Annotated in this window: 23 protein-coding genes and 1 pseudogene; 21 read left to right on the top strand and 3 right to left on the bottom strand. The window is 73.0% G+C overall.

Annotated features, from left to right (window positions below):
• The first annotated feature begins 59 nt into the window (after positions 1 to 59).
• From efp to ACPYN7_RS04605, 20 genes and pseudogenes are all read left to right on the top strand, one after another.
• Positions 60 to 623 (top strand): elongation factor P, encoded by a 564-nt coding sequence (efp, locus tag ACPYN7_RS04510; protein WP_058872665.1) that lies wholly within the window; start codon positions 60 to 62, stop codon positions 621 to 623.
• Positions 620 to 1,030: a transcription antitermination factor NusB gene (nusB, locus tag ACPYN7_RS04515; RefSeq protein ID WP_424346809.1), complete on the top strand. Its 411-nt coding sequence runs from the start codon at positions 620 to 622 to the stop codon at positions 1,028 to 1,030. The genes efp and nusB overlap by 4 nt, the downstream gene beginning before the upstream one ends.
• A 62-nt stretch (positions 1,031 to 1,092) precedes the next feature.
• Positions 1,093 to 2,031 carry an ABC transporter ATP-binding protein gene (locus ACPYN7_RS04520; protein ID WP_424346810.1) on the top strand — a complete coding sequence of 313 codons (939 nt, stop codon included), beginning with the start codon at positions 1,093 to 1,095 and terminating at the stop codon, positions 2,029 to 2,031.
• Positions 2,021 to 2,275 (top strand): hypothetical protein, encoded by a 255-nt coding sequence (locus ACPYN7_RS04525; RefSeq protein WP_424346811.1) that lies wholly within the window; start codon positions 2,021 to 2,023, stop codon positions 2,273 to 2,275. The genes ACPYN7_RS04520 and ACPYN7_RS04525 overlap by 11 nt, the downstream gene beginning before the upstream one ends.
• Positions 2,260 to 2,811, top strand: coding sequence for an ABC transporter permease (locus ACPYN7_RS04530; protein WP_424346812.1), 552 nt, complete (start codon positions 2,260 to 2,262; stop codon positions 2,809 to 2,811). Before ACPYN7_RS04525 ends, ACPYN7_RS04530 begins: the two co-directional genes overlap by 16 nt.
• Positions 2,812 to 2,938: 127 nt before the next feature.
• Positions 2,939 to 3,562: a bifunctional pyr operon transcriptional regulator/uracil phosphoribosyltransferase PyrR gene (pyrR, locus tag ACPYN7_RS04535; RefSeq protein ID WP_058872662.1), complete on the top strand. Its 624-nt coding sequence runs from the start codon at positions 2,939 to 2,941 to the stop codon at positions 3,560 to 3,562.
• Positions 3,559 to 4,566, top strand: a complete 1,008-nt coding sequence (locus ACPYN7_RS04540; RefSeq protein WP_058872661.1) for an aspartate carbamoyltransferase catalytic subunit — start codon at positions 3,559 to 3,561, stop codon at positions 4,564 to 4,566. Before pyrR ends, ACPYN7_RS04540 begins: the two co-directional genes overlap by 4 nt.
• The gene (locus ACPYN7_RS04545) at positions 4,563 to 5,879 is read left to right on the top strand and encodes a dihydroorotase (RefSeq protein ID WP_058872660.1); all 1,317 of its coding nucleotides are present in this window, start codon (positions 4,563 to 4,565) and stop codon (positions 5,877 to 5,879) included. The genes ACPYN7_RS04540 and ACPYN7_RS04545 overlap by 4 nt, the downstream gene beginning before the upstream one ends.
• A gap of 40 nt (positions 5,880 to 5,919) precedes the next feature.
• Entirely contained in the window at positions 5,920 to 6,423 is a 504-nt protein-coding gene (locus ACPYN7_RS04550) for a hypothetical protein (protein ID WP_058872659.1), read from the top strand.
• 78 nt (positions 6,424 to 6,501) lie between these two features.
• On the top strand, positions 6,502 to 7,749 hold the full coding sequence (carA, locus tag ACPYN7_RS04555) for a glutamine-hydrolyzing carbamoyl-phosphate synthase small subunit (protein WP_424346813.1): 1,248 nt from the start codon (positions 6,502 to 6,504) through the stop codon (positions 7,747 to 7,749).
• A 1-nt stretch (position 7,750) separates the two neighbouring features.
• Positions 7,751 to 11,077, top strand: coding sequence for a carbamoyl-phosphate synthase large subunit (gene carB, locus ACPYN7_RS04560; protein ID WP_424346814.1), 3,327 nt, complete (start codon positions 7,751 to 7,753; stop codon positions 11,075 to 11,077).
• Positions 11,070 to 11,984 carry an orotidine-5'-phosphate decarboxylase gene (pyrF, locus tag ACPYN7_RS04565; protein WP_424346815.1) on the top strand — a complete coding sequence of 305 codons (915 nt, stop codon included), beginning with the start codon at positions 11,070 to 11,072 and terminating at the stop codon, positions 11,982 to 11,984. Before carB ends, pyrF begins: the two co-directional genes overlap by 8 nt.
• Positions 11,985 to 12,160: 176 nt before the next feature.
• On the top strand, positions 12,161 to 12,475 hold the full coding sequence (gene mihF / locus ACPYN7_RS04570; RefSeq protein WP_058872655.1) for an integration host factor, actinobacterial type: 315 nt from the start codon (positions 12,161 to 12,163) through the stop codon (positions 12,473 to 12,475).
• 67 nt (positions 12,476 to 12,542) lie between these two features.
• Positions 12,543 to 13,142, top strand: a complete 600-nt coding sequence (gmk, locus tag ACPYN7_RS04575; protein WP_058872654.1) for a guanylate kinase — start codon at positions 12,543 to 12,545, stop codon at positions 13,140 to 13,142.
• Positions 13,143 to 13,171: 29 nt separating this feature from the next.
• Positions 13,172 to 13,426 (top strand): annotated as a pseudogene (rpoZ, locus tag ACPYN7_RS04580) (DNA-directed RNA polymerase subunit omega); the annotation flags it as partial.
• Positions 13,427 to 13,763: 337 nt separating this feature from the next.
• Complete coding sequence (gene coaBC / locus ACPYN7_RS04585; protein ID WP_424346816.1) at positions 13,764 to 14,990, top strand: bifunctional phosphopantothenoylcysteine decarboxylase/phosphopantothenate--cysteine ligase CoaBC; 1,227 nt, start codon at positions 13,764 to 13,766, stop codon at positions 14,988 to 14,990.
• 79 nt (positions 14,991 to 15,069) lie between these two features.
• Positions 15,070 to 16,275, top strand: coding sequence for a methionine adenosyltransferase (metK, locus tag ACPYN7_RS04590; protein WP_368825279.1), 1,206 nt, complete (start codon positions 15,070 to 15,072; stop codon positions 16,273 to 16,275).
• A gap of 2 nt (positions 16,276 to 16,277) precedes the next feature.
• Positions 16,278 to 18,392, top strand: a complete 2,115-nt coding sequence (locus ACPYN7_RS04595; protein WP_424346817.1) for a primosomal protein N' — start codon at positions 16,278 to 16,280, stop codon at positions 18,390 to 18,392.
• A 125-nt stretch (positions 18,393 to 18,517) separates the two neighbouring features.
• Positions 18,518 to 19,999: a glutamate--cysteine ligase gene (locus ACPYN7_RS04600; protein WP_424346818.1), complete on the top strand. Its 1,482-nt coding sequence runs from the start codon at positions 18,518 to 18,520 to the stop codon at positions 19,997 to 19,999.
• A 288-nt stretch (positions 20,000 to 20,287) separates the two neighbouring features.
• On the top strand, positions 20,288 to 20,878 hold the full coding sequence (locus tag ACPYN7_RS04605) for a recombinase family protein (protein WP_424346819.1): 591 nt from the start codon (positions 20,288 to 20,290) through the stop codon (positions 20,876 to 20,878).
• A gap of 166 nt (positions 20,879 to 21,044) precedes the next feature.
• Here ACPYN7_RS04605 and ACPYN7_RS04610 read toward each other — a convergent pair whose 3' ends face one another.
• On the bottom strand, positions 21,045 to 21,809 hold the full coding sequence (locus ACPYN7_RS04610) for an SDR family oxidoreductase (RefSeq protein WP_424346820.1): 765 nt from the start codon (positions 21,807 to 21,809) through the stop codon (positions 21,045 to 21,047).
• Between the two features lie 153 nt (positions 21,810 to 21,962).
• Between ACPYN7_RS04610 and ACPYN7_RS04615 the strand changes: the two genes are divergently transcribed.
• Complete coding sequence (locus ACPYN7_RS04615; RefSeq protein WP_424346866.1) at positions 21,963 to 22,700, top strand: IclR family transcriptional regulator; 738 nt, start codon at positions 21,963 to 21,965, stop codon at positions 22,698 to 22,700.
• Here ACPYN7_RS04615 and ACPYN7_RS04620 read toward each other — a convergent pair.
• Both ACPYN7_RS04620 and ACPYN7_RS04625 read right to left on the bottom strand, forming a co-directional pair.
• The gene (locus tag ACPYN7_RS04620) at positions 22,631 to 23,560 is read right to left on the bottom strand and encodes an amidohydrolase family protein (protein ID WP_424346867.1); all 930 of its coding nucleotides are present in this window, start codon (positions 23,558 to 23,560) and stop codon (positions 22,631 to 22,633) included. The genes ACPYN7_RS04615 and ACPYN7_RS04620 overlap by 70 nt on opposite strands.
• Positions 23,561 to 23,655: 95 nt before the next feature.
• Positions 23,656 to 25,644 carry an acetoacetate--CoA ligase gene (locus ACPYN7_RS04625; RefSeq protein ID WP_424346821.1) on the bottom strand — a complete coding sequence of 663 codons (1,989 nt, stop codon included), beginning with the start codon at positions 25,642 to 25,644 and terminating at the stop codon, positions 23,656 to 23,658.

Below are 25,644 nucleotides of genomic sequence, written 5' to 3' on the forward strand. Positions count from 1 at the left end.
GACGACACCGGCCGACCGCGCCGACCTGCCGACTTCGCAGACAGACAGAGAGAGAACCTGTGGCTACCACGAACGACATCAAGAACGGCACCGTCCTGAAGCTGGAGGGCAACCTCTGGAACGTCATCGAGTTCCAGCACGTCAAGCCGGGCAAGGGCGGGGCGTTCGTGCGCACCAAGATGCGCAACATCCGGTCCGGGAAGGTCGTCGACAAGACTTTCAACGCCGGCGCCAAGATCGAGACGGCCACCGTGGACCGCAGCGAGTACCAGTACCTGTACCAGGACGGCGCCGACTACGTCTTCATGGACAACAAGACCTACGACCAGATCACCGTCCCCGGTGAGGTGGTGGGCGACGCCGCCAACTTCATGCTCGAGAACCTCAACGCCACCATCGCGATGTACGAGGGCGCCCCGCTGTACATCGAGCTGCCCGCGTCCGTGGTGCTCGAGATCACCTACACCGAGCCGGGCCTGCAGGGCGACCGCTCCACCGGCGGCACCAAGCCCGCCACCGTGGAGACCGGCTACCAGATCCAGGTGCCGCTGTTCCTCGAGCAGGGCACCAAGGTCAAGGTCGACACCCGCACGGGTGACTACCTGGGCCGCGTCAACGAGTGAGCGCCCGGGGCAAGGCGCGCCGGCGCGCCGTGGAGATCCTCTTCGAGGCCGAGCAGCGCGGCGAGGACGCCCGCGAGGTGATGGAGCGGCGCCGGCTGCACAGCGACTCGCTGGTCTCCCCGTACGCCGAGGAGCTCGTGCTCGGCGTCACGATGCGCCGCGGTGAGCTCGACGAGTACCTGGAGACGTACTCCCAGGGCTGGACCCTCGAGCGGATGCCGGCCGTGGACCGCAACGTGCTGCGCGTGGGCGCCTGGGAGCTGCTGTTCAACGACGACGTCCCGGATGGGGTCGCCGTGGCCGAGGCCGTGTCCCTCGCCAAGGAGCTCGCGGGGGACGACTCCCCGCGCTTCGTCAACGGCCTCCTGGGCCGGCTGCAGAGGATGAAGCCGACCCTGCTGGGCTGATCGGCACGCCCGGGGCGCTAGCATGGCCGGGAGCACGGCCCGCCGTTCCCGGGGAGGTCCCGATGACAGCTCCCGCACTGCGCCTGCAGGGCGTCTCAAAGCACTACGGGACCGTGCGCGCGGTCGACCGCGTCTGCCTCGAGGTCGCCCCGGGGGAGATCTACGCGCTGCTGGGGCTCAACGGCGCCGGGAAGACCACGGTGATGCGGATGGTCCTCGGCATGGTCCGGCCCGCGGCCGGCTCCGTCACGGTGCTCGGCCGCGGCCGCGGCGAGCGGTCGGTGTGGGCGGAGGTCGGCTACCTCGTGGAGGCCGCCTCCGCCTACCCGGAGCTGACCGTGCGGGAGAACCTCGAGGTCGCCCGCCGGCTGCACCGGCTGCGGTCCCCGGCCGCGGTCGAGGACGCCGTGGAGCTCCTCGGTCTGCGCGAGCACGCCGACCGTCGCGCCCGCGTCCTGTCCCAGGGCAACCTGCAGCGGCTGGCCCTGGCCCGGGCCGTGCTGCACCGCCCGTCCCTGCTGGTCCTCGACGAGCCGGTCAACGGGCTGGACCCGGCCGGCGTGGTCGAGGTGCGCACCCTGCTCGAGCGCCTCGCCCGCGAGCACGGCACCGCCGTGCTGCTCTCCAGCCACATCCTCGGCGAGGTCGCCCGCGTGGCCACCCGGATCGGGGTCCTGCACCGCGGCGCGCTGCTCGACGAGTTCGCCACCGCAGCCCTGCCCGACCGGGTCCGCCGCCGGCTCGAGCTCAGCACGCGCGACGACGACCGGGCGGTGCGGGTCCTGGCCGCCGCCGGCTTCGCGGCCCGGCGCGGGCCCCGCGCGCTCGTGCTCGACGCGGACGGGGCCACGGACCGGCCGGACGCCGTGGCCGCCGCCCTGGTGCACGGCGGCGTGCCGCCCACGGGCCTGACGGTGGTCCGCGAGGACCTCGAGGCCTACTTCCTGCGCCTGGTGGGCGCGCAGGCCCCGGAGCAGCAGGAGGCCTCCGGTGCCCGCTGAGCTGGTGGCCGCCCTGCACGCCGAGGCCCTGAAGCTGCGCCGCTCGCGCGTGCCGTGGGCCACCGCCGGGGCCGTCCTGCTCGCCGGGGCCGTGGGGGCGTTCTTCATGTTCGTGCTCCAGGACGTCGACCGCGCCCGGACCCTGGGGCTGCTGGGGACCAAGGCCCAGCTCACCGGGGCACCGCGGACTGGGCGGGGTACTTCTCCCTCACCGCGCAGACCGTCTCGGTGGGCGGGCTCGTGATCTTCGGGACCGCGGCGATCTGGCTGTTCGGCCGGGAGTTCTCCGACCGCACCGCCACGGACCTGCTGGCCCTGCCCACCTCCCGCACCGCCGTGGTCCTGGCGAAGCTGCTGCTGCTGCTCGGCTGGTGCGGGGTGCTCACGGTGCTCCTCGTGCTGCTCGTGCTCGTCCTCGGCGCGGGCCTCGGACTGCCCGGCTGGTCGGCCGGCGCCGCCCTGCGCGGGGCCGGCGGCGTCCTCGGCGCCGGGCTGCTCACGGCGGGCCTGGCCGTGCCGTACGGGCTGGCCGCGAGCGTGGGGCGGGGCTACCTGCCCGCCGTGGCGGTGCTCTTCTTCACCGTGCTCACGGCCCAGGTGCTCGCCGCCGTCGGCCACGGCGCGTGGTTCCCCTGGGCCGTGCCCGCCCTGCTCGCCGGGACCGCCGGCCCGGCCGCCGCGGACACCGGCTGGGCCGGGCCCCTGGGCGTGGGGCTCGTTGCCCTCGGCTCGGCCGCGGCCACCGCGGCCTGGTGGGAGCGGGCCGACCACAGCGCCTGACCGGGCCCGCACGGCCGGAGGAGGCGCAGGTCACGCCCGGCCCGGGGGGTGCGGGCCGCTGTGCTAGTTTGGGGCGAGCAAGCAACCTTTAAGTCCGTCCTGTGAGGCGGGGAAGGAGGCGGCACCCATGAACGACGACACCTCCACGGCCGGTCCCGCCACGGGACCCGCGGCCGCGCGCGTCATCCTCTCGGCAGCCGACATCGACCGCGCCCTGACGCGCATCGCCCACGAGATCCTCGAGGCCAACAAGGGCAGCTCGGACCTCGTGCTGCTGGGCATCCCGCGCCGCGGCTATCCGCTGGCCCAGCGGATCGCCGCCAAGATCGCCGCGACCGACCCCGGCTTCGACGCCGCCGCGAGCCTCGGCCAGCTCGACGTCACGATGTTCCGCGACGACCTGCGCAAGAACCCCGCCCGCGCCCCCCAGCCGACCCGCATCCCCGTGCAGGGCATCGACGGGCGCACCGTGGTCCTCGTCGACGACGTCCTGTACTCCGGGCGCACCGTGCGCGCCGCCCTCGACGCCCTCGTGGACGTCGGGCGCCCCCGCGTGGTCCGGCTCGCCGTGCTCGTCGACCGCGGCCACCGGGAGCTGCCCGTCCGCGCCGACCACGTGGGCAAGAACCTGCCCACCTCCTCGCAGGAGAAGGTGCGGGTCCGGCTGGCCGAGACCGACCCGGAGCCCCGCGCGCAGGAGAACGCCGACTGCGTGGTCATCGAGACCACCGTGCCGGGGGCCGGCGCATGAGGCACCTGCTGTCCACGAAGGACCTCTCCTACGACGCCGCCCTGACGGTCCTGGACACCGCGGACCAGATGGCCGCCGTGGGCCAGCGCTCCGTTAAGAAGCTCCCCGCACTGCGGGGCCGCACCGTGGTCAACCTCTTCTTCGAGGACTCCACCCGCACCCGCATCTCCTTCGAGACAGCGGCCAAGCGCCTGTCCGCGGACGTGCTGAACTTCTCCGCCAAGGGCTCCTCGGTCTCGAAGGGCGAGTCGCTCAAGGACACCGCCCAGACCCTCGCGGCGATGAGCGCCGACGCCGTGGTGATCCGGCACTCGGCCTCCGGCTCCCCGCAGCAGCTCGCCGAGTCCGACTGGATCGACGCCGCCGTGGTCAACGCCGGGGACGGCACCCACGAGCACCCCACCCAGGCGCTGCTCGACGCCATGACGCTGCGCCAGCACCGTGCCCGCACCGAGGGCCGGGAGAGCACCCGCGGGCTCGACCTCGACGGCCTGCACGTGGTGATCGTCGGCGACGTCCTGCACTCCCGGGTGGCCCGCTCCGACCTGTGGCTGTTCACCACCCTCGGCGCCCGCGTGACCTTCGTGGCCCCGCCCACGCTGCTGCCGGTCGGCATCGCGGACTGGCCGTGCCGGGTGGTCTTCTCGCTCGACGAGGCGCTGGACCCGGCCCCGGACGCCGTGATGATGCTGCGCGTGCAGCGCGAGCGGATGCACGCGGCGTTCTTCCCGACCGCCCAGGAGTACGCCCGGGAGTGGGGGCTGACCCCCGAGCGGGTCGCGGCCCTCGACGCCGCCGGGGCGTCCACGGCGATCATGCACCCGGGACCCATGAACCGGGGCCTGGAGATCTCCTCGGCCGCGGCGGACTCCCCGCGCTCCACCGTCCTGGACCAGGTGCGCAACGGCGTCTCCGTGCGGATGTCGGTGCTCTACCTGCTGCTGTCCGGCGACGACCTCGACCCCACCTCCACCCCGCACCCCAGGAGCGCTGACCTCTCGTGACCTCGTACCTCATCCAGGGCGCCCAGCCGTACGGCGAGCAGGCCGCCGACATCCTCGTCGAGGACGGCGTGGTCCGGCGCATCGGCCCCGACCTCGCCGGGGCCGCGGGCGGCGCGCGCGTCGTCGACGCCGCCGGGCTCGTGGCCCTGCCCGGTCTCGTGGACATCCACACCCACCTGCGCGAGCCGGGCCGGGAGGACGCCGAGACCGTCGAGACGGGCACCCGCGCGGCCGCCCTCGGCGGCTACACCGCCGTCTTCGCCATGGCGAACTCCGACCCCGTGGCGGACACGGCCGGCGTCGTCGAGCAGGTCCACGAGCTGGGCCGCTCCGCCGGCTGGGTCGAGGTCCGGCCCGTGGGCGCCGTGACCGTGGGCCTGAAGGGGGAGCGGCTGTCCGAGATCATGGCGATGGCCGAGTCCCGCGCCGGCGTGCGGATGTTCTCCGACGACGGCATGTGCGTGCACGACCCGGTGCTGATGCGCCGGGCGCTCGAGTACGTCAAGGGCTTCGACGGCGTCGTGGCCCAGCACGCCCAGGAACCGCGCCTGACCGAGGGCGCCCAGATGAACGAGGGCTCCGTCTCCGCCGAGCTCGGGCTCACGGGCTGGCCCGCCGTCGCCGAGGAGGCGATCATCGCCCGCGACGTCCTGCTCGCCGAGCACGTCGGCTCCCGCGTGCACATCTGCCACCTCTCCACGAAGGGCTCCGTGGACATCGTCCGCTGGGCCAAGCGGCGCGGCATCGACGTCACCGCGGAGGCCACCCCGCACCACCTGCTGCTCACCGACGAGCGGGTCCGCAGCTTCGACCCGGTGTTCAAGGTCAACCCGCCGCTGCGCACGGACGAGGACGTGCACGCCCTGCGCGAGGCCGTGGCCGACGGCACCATCGACGTGATCGGCACCGACCACGCGCCGCACCCCGCCGAGGACAAGGAGTGCGAGTGGTCCTGCGCGGCCAACGGGATGACCGGGCTCGAGACCGCGCTGTCCGTGGTCCAGCTCAGCCTCGTGGACACCGGCCTCCTGACGTGGCGCGACGTCGCCCGGATCACCTCGGCGACCCCCGCCCGGATCGGCCGCCTGGCCGGCCAGGGCCGGCCGCTCGCGGAGGGCGAGCCGGCGAACATCACCCTGTGGGACCCGGCGGCCACCACCGTGGTGGACCCCGCCCGGCACGCGTCCAAGGGCCGCAACAGCCCCTACCGCGGCATGGAGCTGCCCGGCGCGGTCCGGGCCACCTTCTTCCGCGGCCACCCCACCGTCCTGGACCGGGCGCTCAACACCCCCGCCCCGGTGCCCGCCGCCTGACCGCTCCGACCCCCTTCCACCGCCCGGAGGCCCCCGTCCCATGGACCAGCTCACCACCGTGCTCGTCACGGTCCTCGTCCTCGCCGTGCTCTTCGCCCTGCTCCGCCGGGGCTGGACCACGCGCGTGCGGCGCCAGTCCGGGATCCCCGCGCCGGCCGCGCCGCCCGCGGGCCTCGAGGAGCGCGAGCCCCGGCTCGTGGTCCCGGGCATGTACGTGAGCACCACGGAGACCGGCGCCCCGCTCGAGCGGATCGCCGCCCACGGCCTGGGCGTGCGCGCCCGGGCGAGGGCGCTGGTCCTCGAGGACGGCGTGCTCCTCGACCGGCAGGGCGCCCCGGCCCTGTTCGTCCCCGCCGCTGACCTCGTGGCCGTGGGCACCAGCTCCGGCATGGTCGGGAAGTTCGTGGAGCGGGACGGGCTCGCCGTGCTCACCTGGAGGCTCGGCCCCACCGTGGTGGACACCGGCTTCCGCACCCAGCGGGCCGAGGACAAGCAGCGGCTCCTCGCCGCCGTGGAGGCGATCGTCCCGGCACCGCACTCCTGACCCGCCGGCGGCACCCCGCCGCCCCGCCGCAACGACCCCCAGACTTGACGACCCACAGACCTGAACGTGAGGACGACCTTGAGCTCGATCACCACTGAACCCGCCGTGCTCGTGCTGGAGGACGGCCGCGTCTTCCGCGGCCGCGCCTACGGCGCGCTCGGCACCGCCCTCGGCGAGGCCGTGTTCTCCACCGGCATGACCGGCTACCAGGAGACCATCACCGACCCCTCCTACGCCGGCCAGCTCGTCGTGCAGACCGCCCCGCACATCGGCAACACCGGCGTCAACGCCGCCGACGCCGAGTCCCGGCGGATCTGGGTGTCCGGCTACGTCGTGCGCGACGCGGCCCGCCGCCCGTCCAACTGGCGCTCCGAGGGCTCCCTCGACGAGGAGCTGGCCGCGCAGGGCGTCGTCGGCATCCAGGACGTCGACACCCGGGCGATCACCCGCCACCTGCGGGACCGCGGCGCGATGCGCGGCGGGATCTTCTCCGGGGACGCCGCGCTGCGCCCGGACGCCGAGCTCGTGGCCGAGGTCGGCGCCACCGAGCGGATGGAGGGCCGCCGGCTCGCCGAGACGGTCTCGGCGCCGGAGGCCTACGTCGTGGAGCCCGCCGAGCACGGCTGGACCGGCGAGGTGCTGCACGAGCTCGTGGCGGTGGACCTGGGGATCAAGTCGATGACCCCCCACCGCTTCGCCGAGCGCGGCGTGCGCGTGCACGTCGTGCCCGCCGGCACGGACTTCGAGCAGATCCGGGCCCTGGACCCGCGCGGGGTGTTCTTCTCCAACGGCCCCGGCGACCCCGCCACCGCCGAGCGGCAGATCGAGACCCTGCGGGAGGTGCTCCGCGCCGGCATCCCGTTCTTCGGCATCTGCTTCGGCAACCAGCTGCTGGGCCGTGCCCTGGGCTTCGGCACCTACAAGCTCGTCTTCGGCCACCGGGGGATCAACCAGCCGGTGCTGGACCGGAGGACCGGGCGCGTGGAGATCACCGCCCACAACCACGGCTTCGCCGTCGACGCCCCCCTGGACGGCCCGGTCGAGGCGCCCCTGGGCGAGTTCGGGCGCGTCGAGGTCAGCCACGTGTGCCTCAACGACGACGTGGTGGAGGGGCTCAACTGCCTCGACCTGCCCGCGTTCTCGGTGCAGTACCACCCGGAGGCCGCCGCCGGCCCGCACGACGCCTCCTACCTCTTCGGCCGGTTCATCGAGCTGATGGACAGCCACCGGGACGGCCGCGCCGACCCGACCATCGACAACGCCGTCCCCGGCGGCGCCCAGGGCGCGCAGGAGTCCCGGGACGCAGACACGGAAGGGCAGAACTGACATGCCGCGCAGGACAGACCTCACCAGCGTTCTGGTCATCGGCTCCGGGCCGATCGTCATCGGCCAGGCCGCGGAGTTCGACTACTCGGGCACGCAGGCCCTGCGGGTGCTCAAGGAGGAGGGCCTGCGGGTCATCCTCGTGAACTCCAACCCCGCGACCATCATGACCGACCCGGAGTTCGCCGACGCGACCTACGTGGAGCCCATCACCCCCGAGGTGGTGGAGAAGATCATCGCCAAGGAGCGGCCCGACGCCCTGCTGCCGACCCTGGGCGGGCAGACGGCCCTCACCGCGGCCATCGCCCTCGACGCGAACGGCGTGCTCGAGAAGTACGGCGTGGAGCTCATCGGGGCGGACGTCGAGGCGATCAACCTCGCCGAGGACCGGGAGGCGTTCAAGGGCGTGGTGGAGCGCTGCGGCGCCGAGTCCGCCCGCTCCGTGATCGTGCACTCCATGCCGGAGGCCCTCGCCGCCGCCGAGCAGCTGGGCTACCCCATGGTGGTGCGCCCGTCCTTCACGATGGGCGGCCTGGGCTCGGGCATGGCCTACGACGAGGAGGACCTGCACCGCATCGCCGGCGCCGGCATCCAGTACAGCCCCACCTCCGAGGTGCTCCTCGAGGAGTCGATCCTCGGCTGGAAGGAGTACGAGCTGGAGATGATGCGCGACAAGCACGACAACGTCGTGGTCGTGTGCTCCATCGAGAACCTGGACCCCGTCGGGGTGCACACCGGGGACTCGATCACCGTGGCCCCGGCCATGACCCTGACCGACCGCGAGTACCAGAAGCTGCGCGACATCGCGATCGCCGTGATCCGCGAGGTCGGGGTGGACACCGGCGGGTGCAACGTCCAGTTCGCGGTCGAGCCGGACACCGGCCGCGTCGTCGTCATCGAGATGAACCCCAGGGTCTCCCGCTCCTCGGCGCTGGCCTCCAAGGCCACCGGCTTCCCGATCGCCAAGATCGCCACGAAGCTGTCGCTCGGCTACACCCTGGACGAGATCCCCAACGACATCACGCAGAAGACCCCGGCGTCCTTCGAGCCGGCGCTGGACTACGTCGTCGTGAAGATCCCGCGCTTCGCGTTCGAGAAGTTCCCGGCCGCGGATCCCACGCTGACCACCACCATGAAGTCGGTCGGCGAGGCCATGGCGATCGGGCGCAACTTCACCGAGGCGCTGCAGAAGGCCATGCGCTCCCTCGAGCAGAAGGGCTCGAGCTTCTCGTTCGTGCGCGCCGAGCTCGACGACGACGCCCTGGCGCGGCTCGTCGACGCCACGCGGACGCCCACCACGGAGCGCCTCCAGCAGGTCCAGCAGGCCCTGCTGGCCGGCGCGTCGGTGGAGCGGCTCTACGAGGCCACGGGCATCGACCCCTGGTTCCTCGACCAGCTGGTGCTGCTCAACGAGGTCGCCGACGCCGTGCGCGAGGACGGCGACCTCACGGTCCGCACCCTGCGCCTGGCCAAGCGGCACGGCTTCTCCGACGCCCAGATCGGCGAGCTCGCCCACCTGTCCGAGGACGTGGTGCGCGGCGTGCGCCACGCGCTGGGCATCCGGCCCGTGTTCAAGACCGTGGACACGTGCGCGGCGGAGTTCGAGGCGTTCACCCCCTACCACTACTCCTCCTACGACGAGGAGAGCGAGGTGGGCCGGCACGAGCGCCCGTCGATCATGATCCTGGGCTCGGGGCCGAACCGGATCGGGCAGGGCATCGAGTTCGACTACTCGTGCGTGCACGCGTCCATGGTGCTGCGCGAGGCCGGTCACGAGACCGTCATGGTCAACTGCAACCCGGAGACCGTCTCCACCGACTACGACATCTCCACGCGGCTGTACTTCGAGCCGCTGACCTTCGAGGACGTCATGGAGGTCGTCGAGACCGAGCGGCGCACCGGCGGGCTGCTCGGGGTGTTCGTGCAGCTGGGCGGGCAGACCCCGCTCAAGCTCGCCGCCCAGCTCAAGGCCGCGGGGGTGCCGATCCTGGGCACCACGCCGGAGGCCATCGACCTCGCCGAGGACCGCGGGGAGTTCGCCCGCGTGCTCGGCGAGGCCGGCCTGCGCCAGCCCAAGAACGGCACGGCGTCCACCTTCGAGGACGCCAAGCGGATCGCGGACGACATCGGCTACCCCGTGCTCGTGCGCCCCTCGTACGTGCTCGGCGGCCGCGGCATGGAGATCGTCTACGACGAGCCGGCCCTGGCCCGCTACCTGCAGAACGCCACGGAGGTCTCGGCCGCGCGGCCCGCGCTGATCGACAAGTTCCTCGAGGACGCCATCGAGATCGACGTGGACGCCCTCTACGACGGCCGGGAGCTCTACGTGGGCGGCGTCATGGAGCACCTCGAGGAGGCCGGCATCCACTCCGGCGACTCCGCGTGCACCCTGCCCTCCATCACCCTCGGCCCCGACGTGGTCGAGCGCGTGCGCGAGGCCACCCTGGCCATCGCCCGCGGCGTGGGCGTGTGCGGGCTGATCAACATCCAGTTCGCCGTGGCCTCCGACGTCCTCTACGTCATCGAGGCGAACCCGCGGGCCTCCCGCACCGTGCCGTTCGTGTCCAAGGCCACGGGCGTGCAGCTGGCCAAGGCCGCCGCCCTCATCGGCACCGGCACGACCATCGCCCAGCTGCGGGCCCAGGGGCACCTGCCCCAGCGGATCGACGGCTCCACGCTGCCGGCCTCGGCCCCCGTGGCCGTGAAGGAGGCCGTGCTGCCGTTCGCGCGCTTCCGCACCGCCGAGGGGGCCGTGGTCGACTCCCTGCTGGGCCCGGAGATGCGCTCCACCGGCGAGGTCATGGGCCTGGACAAGTACTTCGACACGGCCTTCGCCAAGGCCCAGGCCGCCGCGAACGTCTCCCTGCCCACGTCCGGGCGGATGTTCGTCTCGGTGGCCAACAAGGACAAGCGCTCCTCGATCGCCTACGTGCGGATGTTCCGCGACCTCGGCTTCGAGATCCTCGCCACCGGCGGGACCGCGGACGTGCTGCGCCGCAACGGCATCGAGTCCACCGTGGTCCGCAAGATCCGGGAGACGGCACCCGGCGAGCGGACCATCGTGGACCTGATCGCGGACGGGGAGATCGACCTGATCTTCAACACCCCGGCCGGCGGCGCCGCCCGCGGCGACGGCTACGAGATCCGCGCCGCGGCCACCAGCGTGGGCGTGCCCCTGATGACCACGGTCTCCGTGCTGGGCGCCGCCCTGCAGGCCGTCACCGCGCTGCGCTCCTACTCGTGGGACGTCACGAGCCTGCAGGAGCACGAGCAGCGCCTGGAGGCCCTGCTCCGCGCCGAGGAGTCCGAGCCCGAGGCCGTGCGTGCCTGAGCGCGCGGCCCCGGTGCCCCCCGCCCCCGGCCGCGCGCCCTTCGGCGCCCGGCTGGGGGCGGCGATGGACGAGCACGGCCCCCTGTGCGTGGGCGTCGACCCGCACCCGGGCCTTCTGGACGCGTGGGGCCTGCCCCGCTCCGCCGAGGGACTGCGCCGGTTCACCCTGACGGTCCTCGAGGCGGCCGCCGGCCACGCCGCCGCCCTCAAGCCCCAGGTGGCGCTGTACGAGCCCTACGGCGCCGCCGGCTTCGCCGTGCTCGAGGAGCTGCTCGCCGAGGCCCGCTCGGCGGGCCTGCTGACCGTCGCCGACGCCAAGCGCGGCGACATCGGCTCCACGATGGAGGCCTACGCGGCCGCGTGGCTGGGGGAGGGGTCCCCGCTCGCGGCCGACGCCGTGACCCTGAGCCCGTACCTCGGCTTCGAGTCCCTGCGCCCGGCCCTGGACCTGGCCGCCCGGACCGGGCGCGGCACGTTCGTGCTGGCGCTCACCTCCAACCCCGAGGGCCGCTCCGTCCAGCACGCCGGGGGCCGCGAGTCGGTGGCGGGCGCGGTGTGCGCCGCGGCCGCGGCCGAGAACGCCCGGCTCCTCGCGACCGCGGACGGGACGGCCGCCGGGACGGCCCGGGACGGCCTGGGCTCCTGCGGGCTCGTGGTGGGCGCCACGGTCGGCGCCGCCCCCGCCGAGCTGGGCCTCGACCTGGCCGCCGTGCGCGGGCCGCTGCTCGCCCCGGGCTACGGCGCGCAGGGCGCCCGCGCCGAGGAGCTGCCGGGCGTGTTCGGCACCGCGGCCGGCCAAGTGCTCGCGGCCTCGAGCCGGGCGATCCTGCGCCGCGGACCGGACGCCGCGGCGCTGCGGGAGGCGGTCCGCCGCTCCGCCGGGGAGCTGGCGGCCGCGCTGGGCTGAGCTCCTCGCCGGTCCCGGGACGTGCTCCGGCGGGGTCCCCGATGACGACACCCCTGGTCACGCCACGGACGTGTTGCCGTGCAGAACATCGTTCTTCATGTAGTTTCTTTAGCAAACGGGCTGTCCGTCCCTCCGCGGGACGGGGGCTGCAGTCCGTGGCGACGAGGAGGAACCACATGGCACTGCGTCCGTTGACCGACGAGGAGCGCGCCGCCGCGCGGGAGAAGGCCACCAGAGCGCGGACCGCACGCGCCGACGTGAAGAAGGGGCTGCGCGAGCGCCGCCTGACGGTCGCCGAGATCCTCGAGCGGGCGGACCGGGACGAGGCCGTGAGCCGGCTGAAGGTCTCGGACCTGCTCGAGGCCACCCCCGGCATCGGCAAGGTCCGTTCGGCGGCCATCATGGACGAGATCGGCATCGCCCGCACCCGGCGGCTGCGCGGGCTCGGCGTGCACCAGCGCAGGGCGCTCATCGAGCACCTCGACCGCTGAGGCGGGCGGGGCGCGGGGGCCCGGGCGCGATCCGCTAGATTGGGGGAAACACCCCAGTCCCAGGAGGATGCCCGTGAGCCCCGACGCGCCCCGCGCCGCGCGCCCGTCCCTGACCGTGCTCGCCGGACCCACGGCCGTGGGCAAGGGCACGGTCTCGACCTACGTCCGGGACCACTACCCCCAGGTGTGGCTGTCCGTGTCCGCGACCACCCGGGCCCCCCGCCCGGGGGAGGTCGACGGCACGCACTACTTCTTCGTCTCCGACGAGGAGTTCGACGCGATGGCCCGGGACGGCCGGCTGCTCGAGTGGGCCGTGGTGCACAACTCGCACCGCTACGGCACGCTGCGCTCCACCGTGGAGCAGGCCATCGAGCGCGGATACCGCGTCCTGCTCGAGATCGACCTGCAGGGCGCCCGGCAGGTCCGCGACACCATGCCGGACGCCAACTTCGTGTTCCTCGCCCCGCCCAGCTGGGACGAGATGGTCGCCCGGCTCGTCGGCCGGGGCACCGAGACGGCCGCGGAACAGCGGGTCCGGCTGGAAACCGCTAAACTGGAGCTCGCGGCAGAGCCGGAGTTCGACCACACCGTCGTCAACGACCGGGTCGAGCGCGCCGCCGCCGAACTCGTGCAGCTCATGGGGATCGACCCCGAGCAGGCATCCTGATACCCGTCCACCCCGTCTGGAGCAATCGCTTGTCTACCCACACCGAAGGCATCATCAACCCGCCGATCGACGCCCTGCTGAAGAAGTCCGACTCCAAGTACGGGCTCGTCATCTTCGGCGCCCGGCGGGCCCGGCAGATCAATGCCTACTACTCGCAGCTCCACGAGGGCCTGTTCGAGTACGTCGGTCCCCTCGTGGACACCCAGCTCAACGAGAAGCCGCTGTCGATCGCGTTCCGCGAGATCGACGAGGGCCTCATCGAGGGCCGCCCGGTGGAGCACGCCGGGTTCGCCGAGAACGGCCAGCTCACCACGGAGGCCGACCTCGCCGCCGACGTGTTCGGCGCCGACTTCTTCGCCCAGGGCACCGAGGAGGATGCCGTGGAGTTCTCCGCGGACGCCGCCTTCTCCGGCGGCACCTCGGTCGACTTCTCCTCCGGCGCCGAGACCCCGGCCGAGCCGCTGGGCGACCTGCCCGGCAGCGCCGCGGCCATCGCCGCCGACAGCGCCTCCGACGGCGCCGGCGACGCCGCGGACGCCGCTCCGGCCGAGCCGGGGCGGGAGCCCGGGGACCTCCAGGACCAGTGAGCCGCCCGGCACCCTCGCGCCGGGGCGCGGCGGCATGAGGATCGTCCTCGGCATCGGCGGGGGCATCGCCGCGTACAAGGCGGCGCTGCTCCTGCGCCTGTTCACCGAGGGCGGCCACACGGTGGTGCCCGTCCCCACCGAGGCCGCGCTGCGGTTCGTGGGCGCCCCCACGTGGGAGGCGCTCTCGGGCCAGCGGGTCAGCACGGACGTCTTCGACCGGGTGGACGAGGTCAACCACGTCCACCAGGGCCAGGCCGCCGACCTCGTCGTCGTCGCCCCGGCGACCGCCGACCTGCTGGCGCGCGCCGCCCACGGGCACGCCGACGACCTGCTGACCACCACGCTGCTCGCCACCCGCGCCCCCGTGCTGTTCGCCCCGGCCATGCACACCGAGATGTGGCTCAACCCGGCCGTGCAGGCCAACGTCGCGACGCTGCGCGCCCACGGGCACACCGTCCTCGAGCCCGCCGACGGCCGGCTCACCGGTCCCGACTCCGGCCCCGGCCGGCTCCCCGAGCCGGAGACCGTCCGCGACGCCGCCCTGGCCCTCGCCGGACGGGGCGACGCCCCCGACGGCCCGCTGGCCGGCACCCGGGTGCTCGTGAGCGCCGGCGGCACCCGCGAGCCCCTGGACCCCGTCCGGTACCTGGGCAACCGCTCCTCCGGCAAGCAGGGCGTGGCGATCGCCGCCGCCGCCCGGGACGCCGGCGCCGCGGTGACCCTCGTGGCCGCCCACCTGGAGACCCCGGTGCCCGCCGGCGTCGAGGTCGTGCACGCGGGCACCGCCGAGCAGCTGCGCCGCGCCTGCGTGCGCGCCGCGGCGCGGGCCGACGTCGTGGTGATGGCCGCCGCGGTGGCCGACTACCGCCCGGCCCGGGTCGCCGACGCGAAGCTGAAGAAGGCCGAGGACGGCTCCAACCCCGTGCTCGAGCTGGTGCGCAACCCCGACGTCCTGCGGGAGCTCGTGGACCTGCGCAACACCGCCCGGCGCCGCCAGCTCCTCGTGGGCTTCGCCGCCGAGACCGGTGACGCCGAGACCGACCCGCTGACGTTCGGGCGCCGGAAGCTCGTGCGCAAGGGCTGCGACCTGCTGGCCGTCAACCACGTGGGGGAGAACCTGGTGTTCGGCCAGGACAGCACGGTCCTGACCGTGCTCAGCGCCGCCGGCGGCCCCGAACAGGTCCTGGAGGGGTCCAAGGCGGACGTGGCCCGCGGGCTCGTGGCGCGGATCGCCGAGGAGCTGGCCGGCGTCCGCGCCTGAGCCGGCCGCCCCGCCCCGCTCTCCGCCGCCGGCGGGCGCGGCGCTGCGCCGTCCGGGGCGCCCGGTAGTGTGGTCTCCCGTGAGCGAGACGACCCAGCACCTGAGACTGTTCACCTCCGAGTCCGTCACGGAGGGACACCCCGACAAGATCTGCGACCAGATCAGCGACTCCATCCTGGACGACCTGCTGCGCCAGGACCCCGAGTCCTCCGTGGCGGTCGAGACCATGGTGACCACGGGGCTCGTCCACGTCGCCGGCGAGGTGAAGACCCGCGGCTACGTGGAGATCCCCAACGTGGTGCGCAAGACGCTGCTCGACATCGGCTACAACTCCTCGGTGCACGGCTTCGACGGCGAGTTCTGCGGGGTGTCGATCAGCGTGGGGGAGCAGTCCCCGGAGATCTACGAGGGCGTGTTCCAGTCCCTCGAGGTCCGCGAGGGCACCGCCCGCGACGCCCGTGACGCCCAGGGCGCCGGGGACCAGGGCATCATGTTCGGCTACGCCTCCGACGAGACCGAGGTCCTGATGCCGGCGCCGATCTTCATCGCGCACCGGCTCTCCGAGCAGCTCACCCGGGTCCGCAAGACCGCCGTGCTGCCCGGGCTGCGCCCCGACGGCAAGACCCAGGTCACCCTCGGCTACGACGGCCACCGGCCCGTGGCCGTGGACACCGTGGTGGTCTCCGCCCAGCACGTCGAGGGCTACGACCTCGACCAGCTGGCCTCCGACCTGCGGCAGAGCGTGATCACCCCCGTGCTCGAGGAGACCGGGCTGGACCTGTCCGGGACCCAGGTCATCATCAACCCGGCCGGCAACTTCGTGCGCGGCGGTCCCGTGGGGGACGCCGGCCTGACCGGGCGCAAGATCATCGTGGACACCTACGGCGGGATGGCCCGCCACGGCGGGGGCGCCTTCTCCGGCAAGGACCCTTCGAAGGTCGACCGCTCCGCGGCCTACGCGATGCGCTGGGTGGCCAAGAACGTGGTGGCGGCCGGGCTGGCCCACCGCGTGGAGGTCCAGGTCGCCTACGCGATCGGGCGCGCCGCTCCCGTCGGCCTCTACGTGGAGACCTTCGGCACGGAGCAGGTCGACCCGGCCCGGATCGAGCGCGCCATCCGCGAGGTCTTCGACCTGCGTCCCCTGGCGATCATCGAGGACCTCGACCTCAAGCGCCCCATCTACGCGCGCACCGCCGCGCACGGGCACTTCGGCCGCTCCGAGCCCGAGTTCACCTGGGAGCGCACGGACCGCGTCGCGGACCTGCGGTCGGCCGCCGGGCTCTGACCGTGGACCCGGAGGACCCCGGGGCGGCCGCGGAGGGCCCGCGGCAGCTGTCGCTCCTCTCGGGCTTCCCGCCCCGGCCTCCGCGCGAGGACGCGAAGGGCGTGGGCGCCGTCCAGGCGGCGCAGCAGGACCCCGTGGCCCGGGTGCTGCTCGACACCCACGTCCCGCACCTGGACCGCCCGTTCGACTACCTCGTGCCCGCCGGGATGGCCGCGGCGGCGGTGCCGGGCGCGCGCGTCAAGGTCGGCTTCGGCGGCCAGGAGCTGACCGGCTACGTGCTCGAGCGCGCCGCCGGCTCCGAGGTCATGCACCGGATCCAGCCCCTGCGCCGGGTGCTGTCCCCGCTGCCCGTGCTCGCCCCCGAGATCGCCCGGCTGGCCGAGGACGTCGCCGCCCGCTCCGCCGGCACCGTCGCGGACGTCGTGCGGGTGGCCGTCCCGCCGCGGGTCGCCCGCGTCGAGAAGGAGGTCGAGCAGCGGCTGGCCGAGGCCCCGGGCCACTCCACCGGGCTGTCCCCGCAGGCCCCGGGGCCCTCCCACGACGCCGCGCTGGCGGACTACGCCGGCGGTGCGGCGTTCCTGGCGGAGCTCGCGGCGGGGGCGTCCCCGCGGGCCGTCGTCGAGGTGCTCCCCGCCCATCCCGCCCACGACTGGACCGACGTGCTCGCCGCGGCGATCGGGGCGGCCTGGCGGGCCGGGCGCGGAGCGGTGGCGGTCGTCGCGGACCAGAAGGCGCTGGCGCGGCTGGAGCGCTCGGTCGTGGACGAGATCGGCGGGGAGCACCTCGTGCGCCTGCACGCCGAGGACGGGCCCACGCCCCGCTACCGGGCGTTCCTCGCCGCGGCCACCGGCCAGGTCCGGGTGGTCCTGGGCACCCGCTCCGCCGCCTACGCCCCCGTGGACGACCTCGGGCTCGTGGCCTGCTTCGACGACGGCGACGAGAACCTCGTGGAGCAGCGCGCCCCGTACCAGCACGTCCGGGACGTGCTGCTGCTGCGCGCCGGGCGCAGCGGGTGCGCGGCCCTGTTCGCCGGGCACGCCGTGAGCCCCGAGGCCCAGCGGCTCGTCGTCTCCGGGTGGGCCCGCCGGATCGCGCCGGCCCGGGACGTGCTGCGGGTCCACACGCCGCGGATCGTCTCCACGGCCGACTCCTTCCACGCCGCCCGGGACCCCCTCGCCTCCCGCGCCCGGCTGCCCGAGACGGCCTACCGCGCCGCCCGCGAGGGCCTCGAGCGGGGTCCCGTCCTGGTCCAGGTCGCCCGCGCCGGCTACGCCCCGCACCTCGCGTGCGAGCGCTGCCGCGAGCCCGCCCGCTGCACCGCCTGCGACGGCCCGCTCGGGGTCGTGTCCCGGCGCGGGGTCCCCCGGTGCGGGTGGTGCGGCCGCTCGGCGCACGCGTGGTCCTGCGCGGCGTGCGGGTCCCCGCGGATGCGCCTGGTCACCGTCGGCGCGCTGCGCACCGCCGAGGAGCTCGGGCGGGCGTTCCCCCGGGTGCCCGTCGTGGCGTCCTCGGGGGACGCGGTGCGCGCGGACGTCACCGGGGCCCCCGCCCTCGTCGTGGCGACCCCGGGCGCGGAGCCCGTCGCCGAGGGCGGCTACGCGGCGGCGCTGCTGCTCGACGGCAACCGGATGCTGATGCGCCCGGCCCTGCGCGCCGCGGAGCAGACGCTGCGCCGGTGGTTCAACGCGGCCGCACTCGTGCGCCGGGCCCGGGACGGCGGGATCGTGGTGGTCACCGCGGAGCACGAGGCCGCCGTGGGCGCGCTCGTGCGGTGGGACCCGGCCGGTCACGCCGAGCGCGAGCTCGTGGAGCGCCAGTCCCTGGGCCTGCCCCCGGCCGTGCGCTCGGCGGCGCTGACGGGCCCCGCCGCGGCCGTCGCCGCGTTCCTGGCCGACCTCGAGCTGCCGCCCGCGGTGCGGGTCATCGGGCCCACGCCCCTGGAGGACCACGAGCCCGGGCCGGAGGGGGAGCCGGCGCCGCACCGGGCGCTGCTGTTCTTCGGCTACGGCGTGGCCGGCGAGGTCACCCGCCGCCTGCGGGCCGCCCGGTCGAAGGCCTCCGCGCTGCGCAAGCACCCCCCGGTGCACGTGCGCTGCGACGTCACCGACCTCCTCTGAGCCCCGCGGGGCACCCGGGGGAGACCCCGTACCCGCCCGGGCCGGGGCCGGGTGTTGGCGCACGGGCCGCGGTGTGGTTGGTTGGAGTCCTGGGGCCGCGCCGCGGCCGGGATTCGGAGGCCACCGTGGGCGAAGAGGTCAGTTCCCGCAGCTACACGCGCGAGCAGCGCCAGCGCTACCGGGAGAAGGTCCGCGAGGACCTCGACGTGTTCGAGCAGATGCTCGCCCGCGCCTCGTTCGAGTTCGACCGGCCCATGACGGGCCTGGAGATCGAGCTCAACCTCGTGGACGGGCGGTTCGACCCGCACTTCCACAACGACGAGGTGCTCGCCGCGATCGCCGATCCCGGGTACCAGACCGAGCTGGCGCGGTACAACATCGAGCTCAACGTGCCCCCGCGACCCCTGCCCGGGCGGGCCGCCCTCGACCTCGAGGAGGACCTGCGCGCCTCGCTCAACGCCGCCGACGCCGCGGCCCGCGGCGTCGGCTCGAGGATCGTGACGATCGGCATCCTGCCCACCCTGCGTCCCGAGCACTACGAGCAGGAGTGGATCAGCGACAACAACCGCTACACGGCGCTCAACGACTCGATCTTCGTGGCCCGCGGGGAGGACATCCGGCTCGAGATCGACGGGCCCGGCGGCGAGCGGATCTCCACCTACTGCGACTCGATCGCCCCCGAGTCGGCGTGCACGAGCGTGCAGCTGCACCTGCAGGTCGCCCCGGCCGAGTTCGCCGCGCACTGGAACGCCGCGCAGGCGCTGGCCGCCCCGCAGATCGCCCTCGGCGCGAACAGCCCGTACTTCTACGGCCGGCGGCTGCACGCCGAGACCCGGATCGCACTGTTCGCCCAGGCCACGGACACCCGTCCCGTGGAACTGAAGAACCAGGGGGTGCGCCCGCGGGTGTTCTTCGGCGAGCGCTGGATCACCTCGATCTTCGACCTGTTCGAGGAGAACGTGCGCTGGTTCCCGGCGCTGCTGGCCGAGTGCTCCGAGGAGGACCCGGCCGCGAAGCTGCGGGCCGGACTGGCCCCGGACCTCGCGGAGCTGCGGCTGCACAACGGGACGGTCTACCGCTGGAACCGGCCCATCTACGACGTGGTCGGCGGGCGGCCGCACCTGCGGGTCGAGAACCGGGTGCTGCCCGCGGGCCCGACGATCGCCGACGTGATGGCCAACGCCGCGTTCTACTACGGGGCCACGCGGGTGCTGGCCCGGCAGGAGCGGCCGGTGTGGACCCGGATGAGCTTCCCCGCCTGTGCCGAGAACTTCTCCCGCGCCGCCCGCGACGGTCTCGACGCCCGGTTCTACTGGCCGGGCTTCGGGGAGGTCAGCGCGGACGAGCTCGTGCTGCGCCACCTGCTCCCGCTGGCCCACCAGGGCCTCGAGGAGTGGGGGGTGGCCCCGGAGGTGCGCGAGCGCTACCTGGGGATCATCGAGGGCCGGTGCGTCTCCGGGGTCAACGGCGCGGTGTGGCAGACCCGGGCGGTCGAGCACTTCGAGCGCCACGGCGCGGACCGGCCCACCGCCCTGCGCCGGATGCTGCAGGCCTACACCGAGCACATGGACGAGAACGAGCCGGTGCACACCTGGCCGGTGCCGTAGGGCGGTCGAGCCCCTCGAAACCGGCCGGGCAGTCACCAGGCTCCCGGTGAGTGACGCCGAGGCGGCTTCTGGGCGTCGTCAGACCACCGCCGTTTGCCCTCGCGCGTCACAGGTGCGGCCACGACGCTCCCGCACGAGACGTTTCGCGACCGATGGGATGCGAGACGTCTCGTCCGGAAAATTTGCTCCCGCGAGTTTCCGCGGTTGAGCGCGTCTCGCATCTATGTGCTTTATCTATACCCCTAGAATCGGATACTCAACGTTAGTTGCGAGACAGATGGGGTGGACGTGGGAAAGCTGATCGGGTACGCACGTGTGTCGACGCGGCAGCAGGACGCAGACCGTCAACTGTCTGACCTCCTGGGTGCCGGCGTCCGGCGCGATGACATCTATGTCGACAGTGGAGTGTCTGGAGGCCGTGCGTCGCGTCCGCAGTTCGACCGGGCGGTCGCTGCGCTCGAGTCGGGGGACACTCTGGTGATCACCACGCTGGACCGACTGGGACGCTCGACGCAGAACATGCTGGCCTTCGCCGAAGCGCTGCGGGGGAGGGGAGCGGGGCTGCGGGTGCTCAACCTGGGTGGGGGAGACGTGGACACGGCCACCCCGATGGGGTCGATGGTCTTCACCGTCATGGCTGCCTTGGCCCAGATGGAGTTGGAGATCAAACGCGAACGGGTCACCGACTCGGTGGCCAAACGCCGGGCCGCCGGCAAGGACCTCGGCGGACGCCGGCAGACCTTCACCGACTCCCAGATCCGCAATGCCCTCCGACTGATCGACGGTGGGGAGCCGGCCACCCAGGTCGCCCGTGACCTCGGGATGTCCCGGGCGACCCTCTATCGGCGGATCCGGGAGCTGTCGCCGGCGACGATCTGAGGTGGCCGTCGTCCGCTGCCCGTGATGAGCACAGTGTCCACTCTTTCGGCGGAACTCGGGGACCTTGGGGGTCGGGAAGTACCGGGCCCGACGCGGAGTGGGGAAAGGTGTCAGATGGATGTGGGGACTGTTCACGTTCATGGGGTCCCGTCCCTCTTGGTGATTGTCATTGGGCGGCTTTGGAGTCTCCGTCGATGGGGAAGGACTGCCCGGAGATGGATCGGCCGTGCGGGCCGGCGAGGAAAACGGCTAGGGCGGCGATGTCGGCCGGGTCCACGAAGTGATTGAGGGCCTGGTTGGCCAGGGCCAGCTGGGTTTCTTCCTCCGCGGTGCGTCCGGAGACCTCTGCGCGTCCGGCCATGACCTGTTCGATTCGCGGTCCTTGGACGGCGCCGGGGTGGATGGCGTTGGCGGTGATTCCGTGCGGGCCCAGTTCCAGGGACAGGGTCTTGGTGAATCCGACCAGGCCCCACTTGGTGGTGGAGTAGGCCACCCGGTTGGGGTAGCCGAAGCGGCCGGCGATGGAGCTCATGACGACGATCGACGCTCGTAGGGACTCCTTGAGCAGCGGGATCGCCTGTTGGGTGACGGCGAAGGTGCCGGTGAGGTTCACGGAGAGCACGGCGTTCCAGGCGGCCTGGTCGTAGTCGGCCACCGGCTGGGTGGGGCCGGCGATGCCGGCGTTGTTCACGAGGACGTCCAGCCCGCCGAGGGCGGATTGGACGTCGTCGAACAGGGTGGTGACGGCGGCGGGATCGCTGACGTCGCAGATGGAACCTGTGATGTTTTCGGAGCTGGCGGTGGCTTGCTTGAGGGCGGCGGGGTCGATGTCGCAGATGTGGACGTGGGCGCCGTCGGCGGCGAAGGCCTGGGCGATGGACAGGCCGATGCCGTTGGCGCCGGCGGTGACCAGAACGCGCTGGGGGGTCATGGTGGATGCCTTTCTCGTGGTGGTCGTGGAGTGCTTGTCCCGGAGGGCGGCGCTGTCAGGTGCGACATGGTCGAGGACAACGTTCCGTGGGTGAGCTGCCCGTGTCATGGTTCCGTTATGCAGAATAATTCTGAGGTTGTCCCGTTGCAGTCGGTGGACCGGGCCTTGCACCTGGCGTTGCTGTTACGCGAGGGCCGCCGGTTCTCCGTGCAGGAGGCGGCCGAGGCGCTGGGAACTGCCCCGTCCACGGCCCACCGCTTGCTCAGTGCCTTAGTCCACCGCGGGTTCGCAGCCCAGGACCGGGAGCGTCGGTACGTGGCCGGTCCGGTGTTCGTCCCGCAGGCCCCGCAGGTGGGTGCGGGTCTGCTGCGCAGGCTGGCCTATCCGGTGCTGCAGGATCTTCACGAGCGTCTCGGGGAGACGGTGCAGCTGATGGTGCTCTCGAGCAACAGCATTTTGTTCATCGATGGTATCGAGGACGTGGAGCGGGGCCTGCGGGTGGGGATGCGCCTCAACGACAAGATGCCGGCCTACTGCTCGGCCGGTGGGAAGGCCATGCTGGCGGAGTTGAGCAATCCCGAGCTGGAGCGGCTCTACCGCGGGGGCCTGACACCCTGGCCTTTTGCCCGATTCACCACACTCAACGCTTTGAAACGCAACCTGGCGACGGTGCGGCGGGTGGGGTACGGCACCAGTGTCGAGGAAACCGAGCGGGGCGTGCACGGTCTGGGAGTCAGTGTGCACGCGCCCTCCGGTGACGTGGTGGCTGCGTTGACCACTGCGGTGCCCAGTGTGCGGTTCCGCCGTCAGGACGTGCCCGGCTACGTGGAGGGCTTGGCCGCAGCCAGGGCCTCGTTGGAGGAGTTGCTCGCCGCGGAGGCTCCTGGCTGATCTCTGCCGGGGCCTGTCGCCGGGGCATCGGTGAGTTCTAGGAGGCGGATGGCGTTGTCCTTCATGATCTTCGGGCGCACCTTCGGCTTGATCTCGAGTTTGTCGAAGTCGGTGATCCACCGGTCCGGGGGCAGCAGGGGGAAGTCGGAGCCGAAGAGCACCTTGTCCTGCAGCATCGTGTTGGCGTACTGGATGAGGGAGGCCGGGAAGTACTTCGGGGACCACCCGGAGAGGTCGATGTAGACGTGGTTGTGCCGGGCGGCCACGGCCAGGGCTTCGTCCTGCCAGGGGAAGGAGGGGTGGGCTGCGATGATCCTCAGCTCGGGGAAGTCCACCGCCACGTCGTCGAGGGCCAGCGGGTTGGAGTACTTCAGGCGGATGCCTCCGGAGCCGGGCATCCCGGCGCCGATCCCGGACTGGCCGGTGTGGAACAGCGCCGGGACCCCCAGCGCCTGGATCTGCTCGTAGAGCGGGTAGGCGGCCGGGTCGTTGGGGAAGAAGGACTGCAGATTGGGGTGGAACTTGAAGCCCTTCACCCCGTAGTCCTCCACCAGGATCCGGGCCTCCTCGATCGCGGCCTTGCCCCGGGCGGGGTCGATGCTGGCGAAGGGGATGAGCACGTCGGCGTGCTCGGCGGCCTGCTCGGCCAGGTGCCGGTTGGAGATCGGGGGGTGGCCGGTGGTGGCTTCGTGGTCGACGGTGAACACGACGGCGGCCATGTTCCGGGACCGGTAGTGCTCGGCCACCGCGGCGACGTCGAGGGGGTCGTGGGCGGCGCCGAAGTGCTGCTGGGCGGCGTCGCGGAACGCATCGGGCATGTCGGTGTGGCCGTGGTCGTCGCACTCGATGTGGACGTGCATGTCGATGGCCACCAGGTCGGTGAGGTTCAGGGAGGTGCTCACAGTGGGTCCTTCTCGGATCGGGGCGGGTCGGAGGTGGTGTGGGGCGGGGTTGTTCAGCTGGGCTGGAGGGCGCGGTGGACGCGGCGGGCGGTCTCGTCGATGTCCTCGACCCGGATGACCGAGCCGGGGTCGATGACCTCGCCCAGGGCCGCGCCCTGGATGATGCGCTTGAGGGGAATCTCCAGGCGTTTGCCGTTGGGGTTGCGCGGGATGGACTCGACGAAGACGATGTGGTCGGGCACGTGCCGGGGGGAGAGCTCGGTGCGCAGCCCCGTGCGGATGGTCTTCTCCAGGGCGTCGGTGTCGGCGGTGTCGTCAGCGTCGATGAGCAGGACGAGCTGGCCCATGCCGCCGCCGTCCTCGAAGTGCAGGACCATGGAGTCCTGGATGCCGGTGAGCCCGTCGAGGACGGCGTAGAACTCGGCGGTGCCCAGGCGCACTCCGCCGCGGTTGAGGGTGGCGTCGGAGCGGCCGGTGATGACCCAGCTGTCGCGTTCGGTGTGGATCAGCCAGTCCCCGTGGCGCCAGACGCCCTCGTAGGCGCCGAAGTAGCTGTTGAGATAGCGTTCGTTGTTCTCATCGCCCCAGAAGAACACCGGCATCGAGGGCATCGGCTGGGTGGCCACCAGTTCGCCCGGGGTTCCCACGAGCGGCTTGCCCTCGGGGTCCCAGGACTCCACGGCCACGCCCAGGGGGCGGCAGGACATCTCTCCGGCCCAGACCGGGGTCAGCGGGGAGGCGCCGACGAAGGCGGCGCAGATGTCGGTGCCGCCCGAGGTGGGGGCCAGGAGCACGTCGGGGTGGATCGCCTCGTAGACCCAGCCGGCGACGTCGGCGGCCAGCGGGGAGCCGGAGCACTGGATCTCCCGGAGCTGGGACAGGTCCCAGGTGTGCCCCGGGCGCATCCCGGCGTGGGCGCAGGCGGCGAGGTAGGCCGAGCCGGTGGCGTAGTAGGTGGCCTGTGTCTCGGCGGCCACGGCCCACTGGGACCAGGGGCCGTCCAGGGCGGGCCAGTTGGGGTCTCCGTCCTCGAGGACCATGGTCGCACCGACGAGCAGGCAGGAGACGGACAGGGTCCACACCATCCACCCGGTGGTGGAGAAGAAGAACGCGGTGTCTTCCGGGCTCATGTCGAAGTGCAGGCCCATGGCCTTGTAGTGCTCCAGTAGCAGTCCGCCGTGGGAGTGCACGATGGCCTTGGGTCTGCCGGTGGTGCCGGAGGAGAACAGCACGGTCAGGGGGTGTTCGAAGGGCACGGCCTCGAAATGAATCTCGGCCTGTTCGGCGGTGAACCCGGACCAGGGCACCGCACCGGCGGGCACGGCGCAGTGCTCGTCGAGGTAGGGCAGCAGCACCACGGGGACCTCGGGCAGGGAGGCCCGGATCCGGGCCAGGTCCTCGGCGCGGGAGAGGTCCTTGGCGCCCCAGCGGTAGCCGTCGATGGCGATCAGCAGGGAGGGTTCCAGCTGGGTGATGCGGTCCAGGACGGATTTGGGGCCCATCTCCGGGGGCACGGAGCACCAGATCGCGCCCATCGCGGTGACGGCCAGGTAGGCGGCCACGGTCTGGGGGATGTTGGGCAGGTATCCGGCCACCCGGTCCCCGCGGCCGATGCCGGCCCGGCGCAGGCCGGCCTGGATGCGCCCGATCTCCTCCAGCAGCCGCTCCCCGGTCCAGTCAACAGAACCGTTGGTCTGGCTGCGTGACTTGAGCATCACGTCCGAGGAGCGGGCGCGCAGGGAGCGGACGATGTGCTCGGTGTAGTTGATGCGTGCCCCGGGGAACCACTGGGCCCCGGGCATGGTCCGCTCGGGTAGCACGGTCTCGTAGCTGGCGTGGTCGATGATCTCGAAGTGCTCCCAGATCTCGGCCCAGAACTCCTCGAGGTGCTCGACCGACCACGCCCAGGCCGTTTCGTAGTCGGGGAAGGTCCGGCCGGTCTTGGCCTCGATGTGCTCGAGGAAGCGGCCCATCCGGGAGGCGGACCAGTCCTGGCGGGCGGGGGCGGGGCGGAGCAGGGTGCCGGGTTCGACGGGGTGCAT

Origin of the sequence: Kocuria sp. CH-021 (assembly GCF_049716185.1) — a bacterium.
In the GTDB taxonomy this organism is placed as follows: domain Bacteria; phylum Actinomycetota; class Actinomycetes; order Actinomycetales; family Micrococcaceae; genus Kocuria; species Kocuria cellulosilytica.

Coding starts and splice junctions, on each gene's coding strand:
- mihF (WP_058872655.1), top strand. CDS start 12,161: ATGGCACTGCGTCCGTTGACCGACGAGGAGCGCGCCGCCGCGCGGGAG.
- ACPYN7_RS04520 (WP_424346810.1), top strand. CDS start 1,093: ATGACAGCTCCCGCACTGCGCCTGCAGGGCGTCTCAAAGCACTACGGG.
- ACPYN7_RS04540 (WP_058872661.1), top strand. CDS start 3,559: ATGAGGCACCTGCTGTCCACGAAGGACCTCTCCTACGACGCCGCCCTG.
- ACPYN7_RS04620 (WP_424346867.1), bottom strand. CDS start 23,560: ATGCACGTCCACATCGAGTGCGACGACCACGGCCACACCGACATGCCC.
- carB (WP_424346814.1), top strand. CDS start 7,751: ATGCCGCGCAGGACAGACCTCACCAGCGTTCTGGTCATCGGCTCCGGG.
- ACPYN7_RS04610 (WP_424346820.1), bottom strand. CDS start 21,809: ATGACCCCCCAGCGCGTTCTGGTCACCGCCGGCGCCAACGGCATCGGC.
- ACPYN7_RS04550 (WP_058872659.1), top strand. CDS start 5,920: ATGGACCAGCTCACCACCGTGCTCGTCACGGTCCTCGTCCTCGCCGTG.
- ACPYN7_RS04625 (WP_424346821.1), bottom strand. CDS start 25,644: ATGCACCCCGTCGAACCCGGCACCCTGCTCCGCCCCGCCCCCGCCCGC.
- pyrR (WP_058872662.1), top strand. CDS start 2,939: ATGAACGACGACACCTCCACGGCCGGTCCCGCCACGGGACCCGCGGCC.
- coaBC (WP_424346816.1), top strand. CDS start 13,764: ATGAGGATCGTCCTCGGCATCGGCGGGGGCATCGCCGCGTACAAGGCG.
- gmk (WP_058872654.1), top strand. CDS start 12,543: ATGCCCGTGAGCCCCGACGCGCCCCGCGCCGCGCGCCCGTCCCTGACC.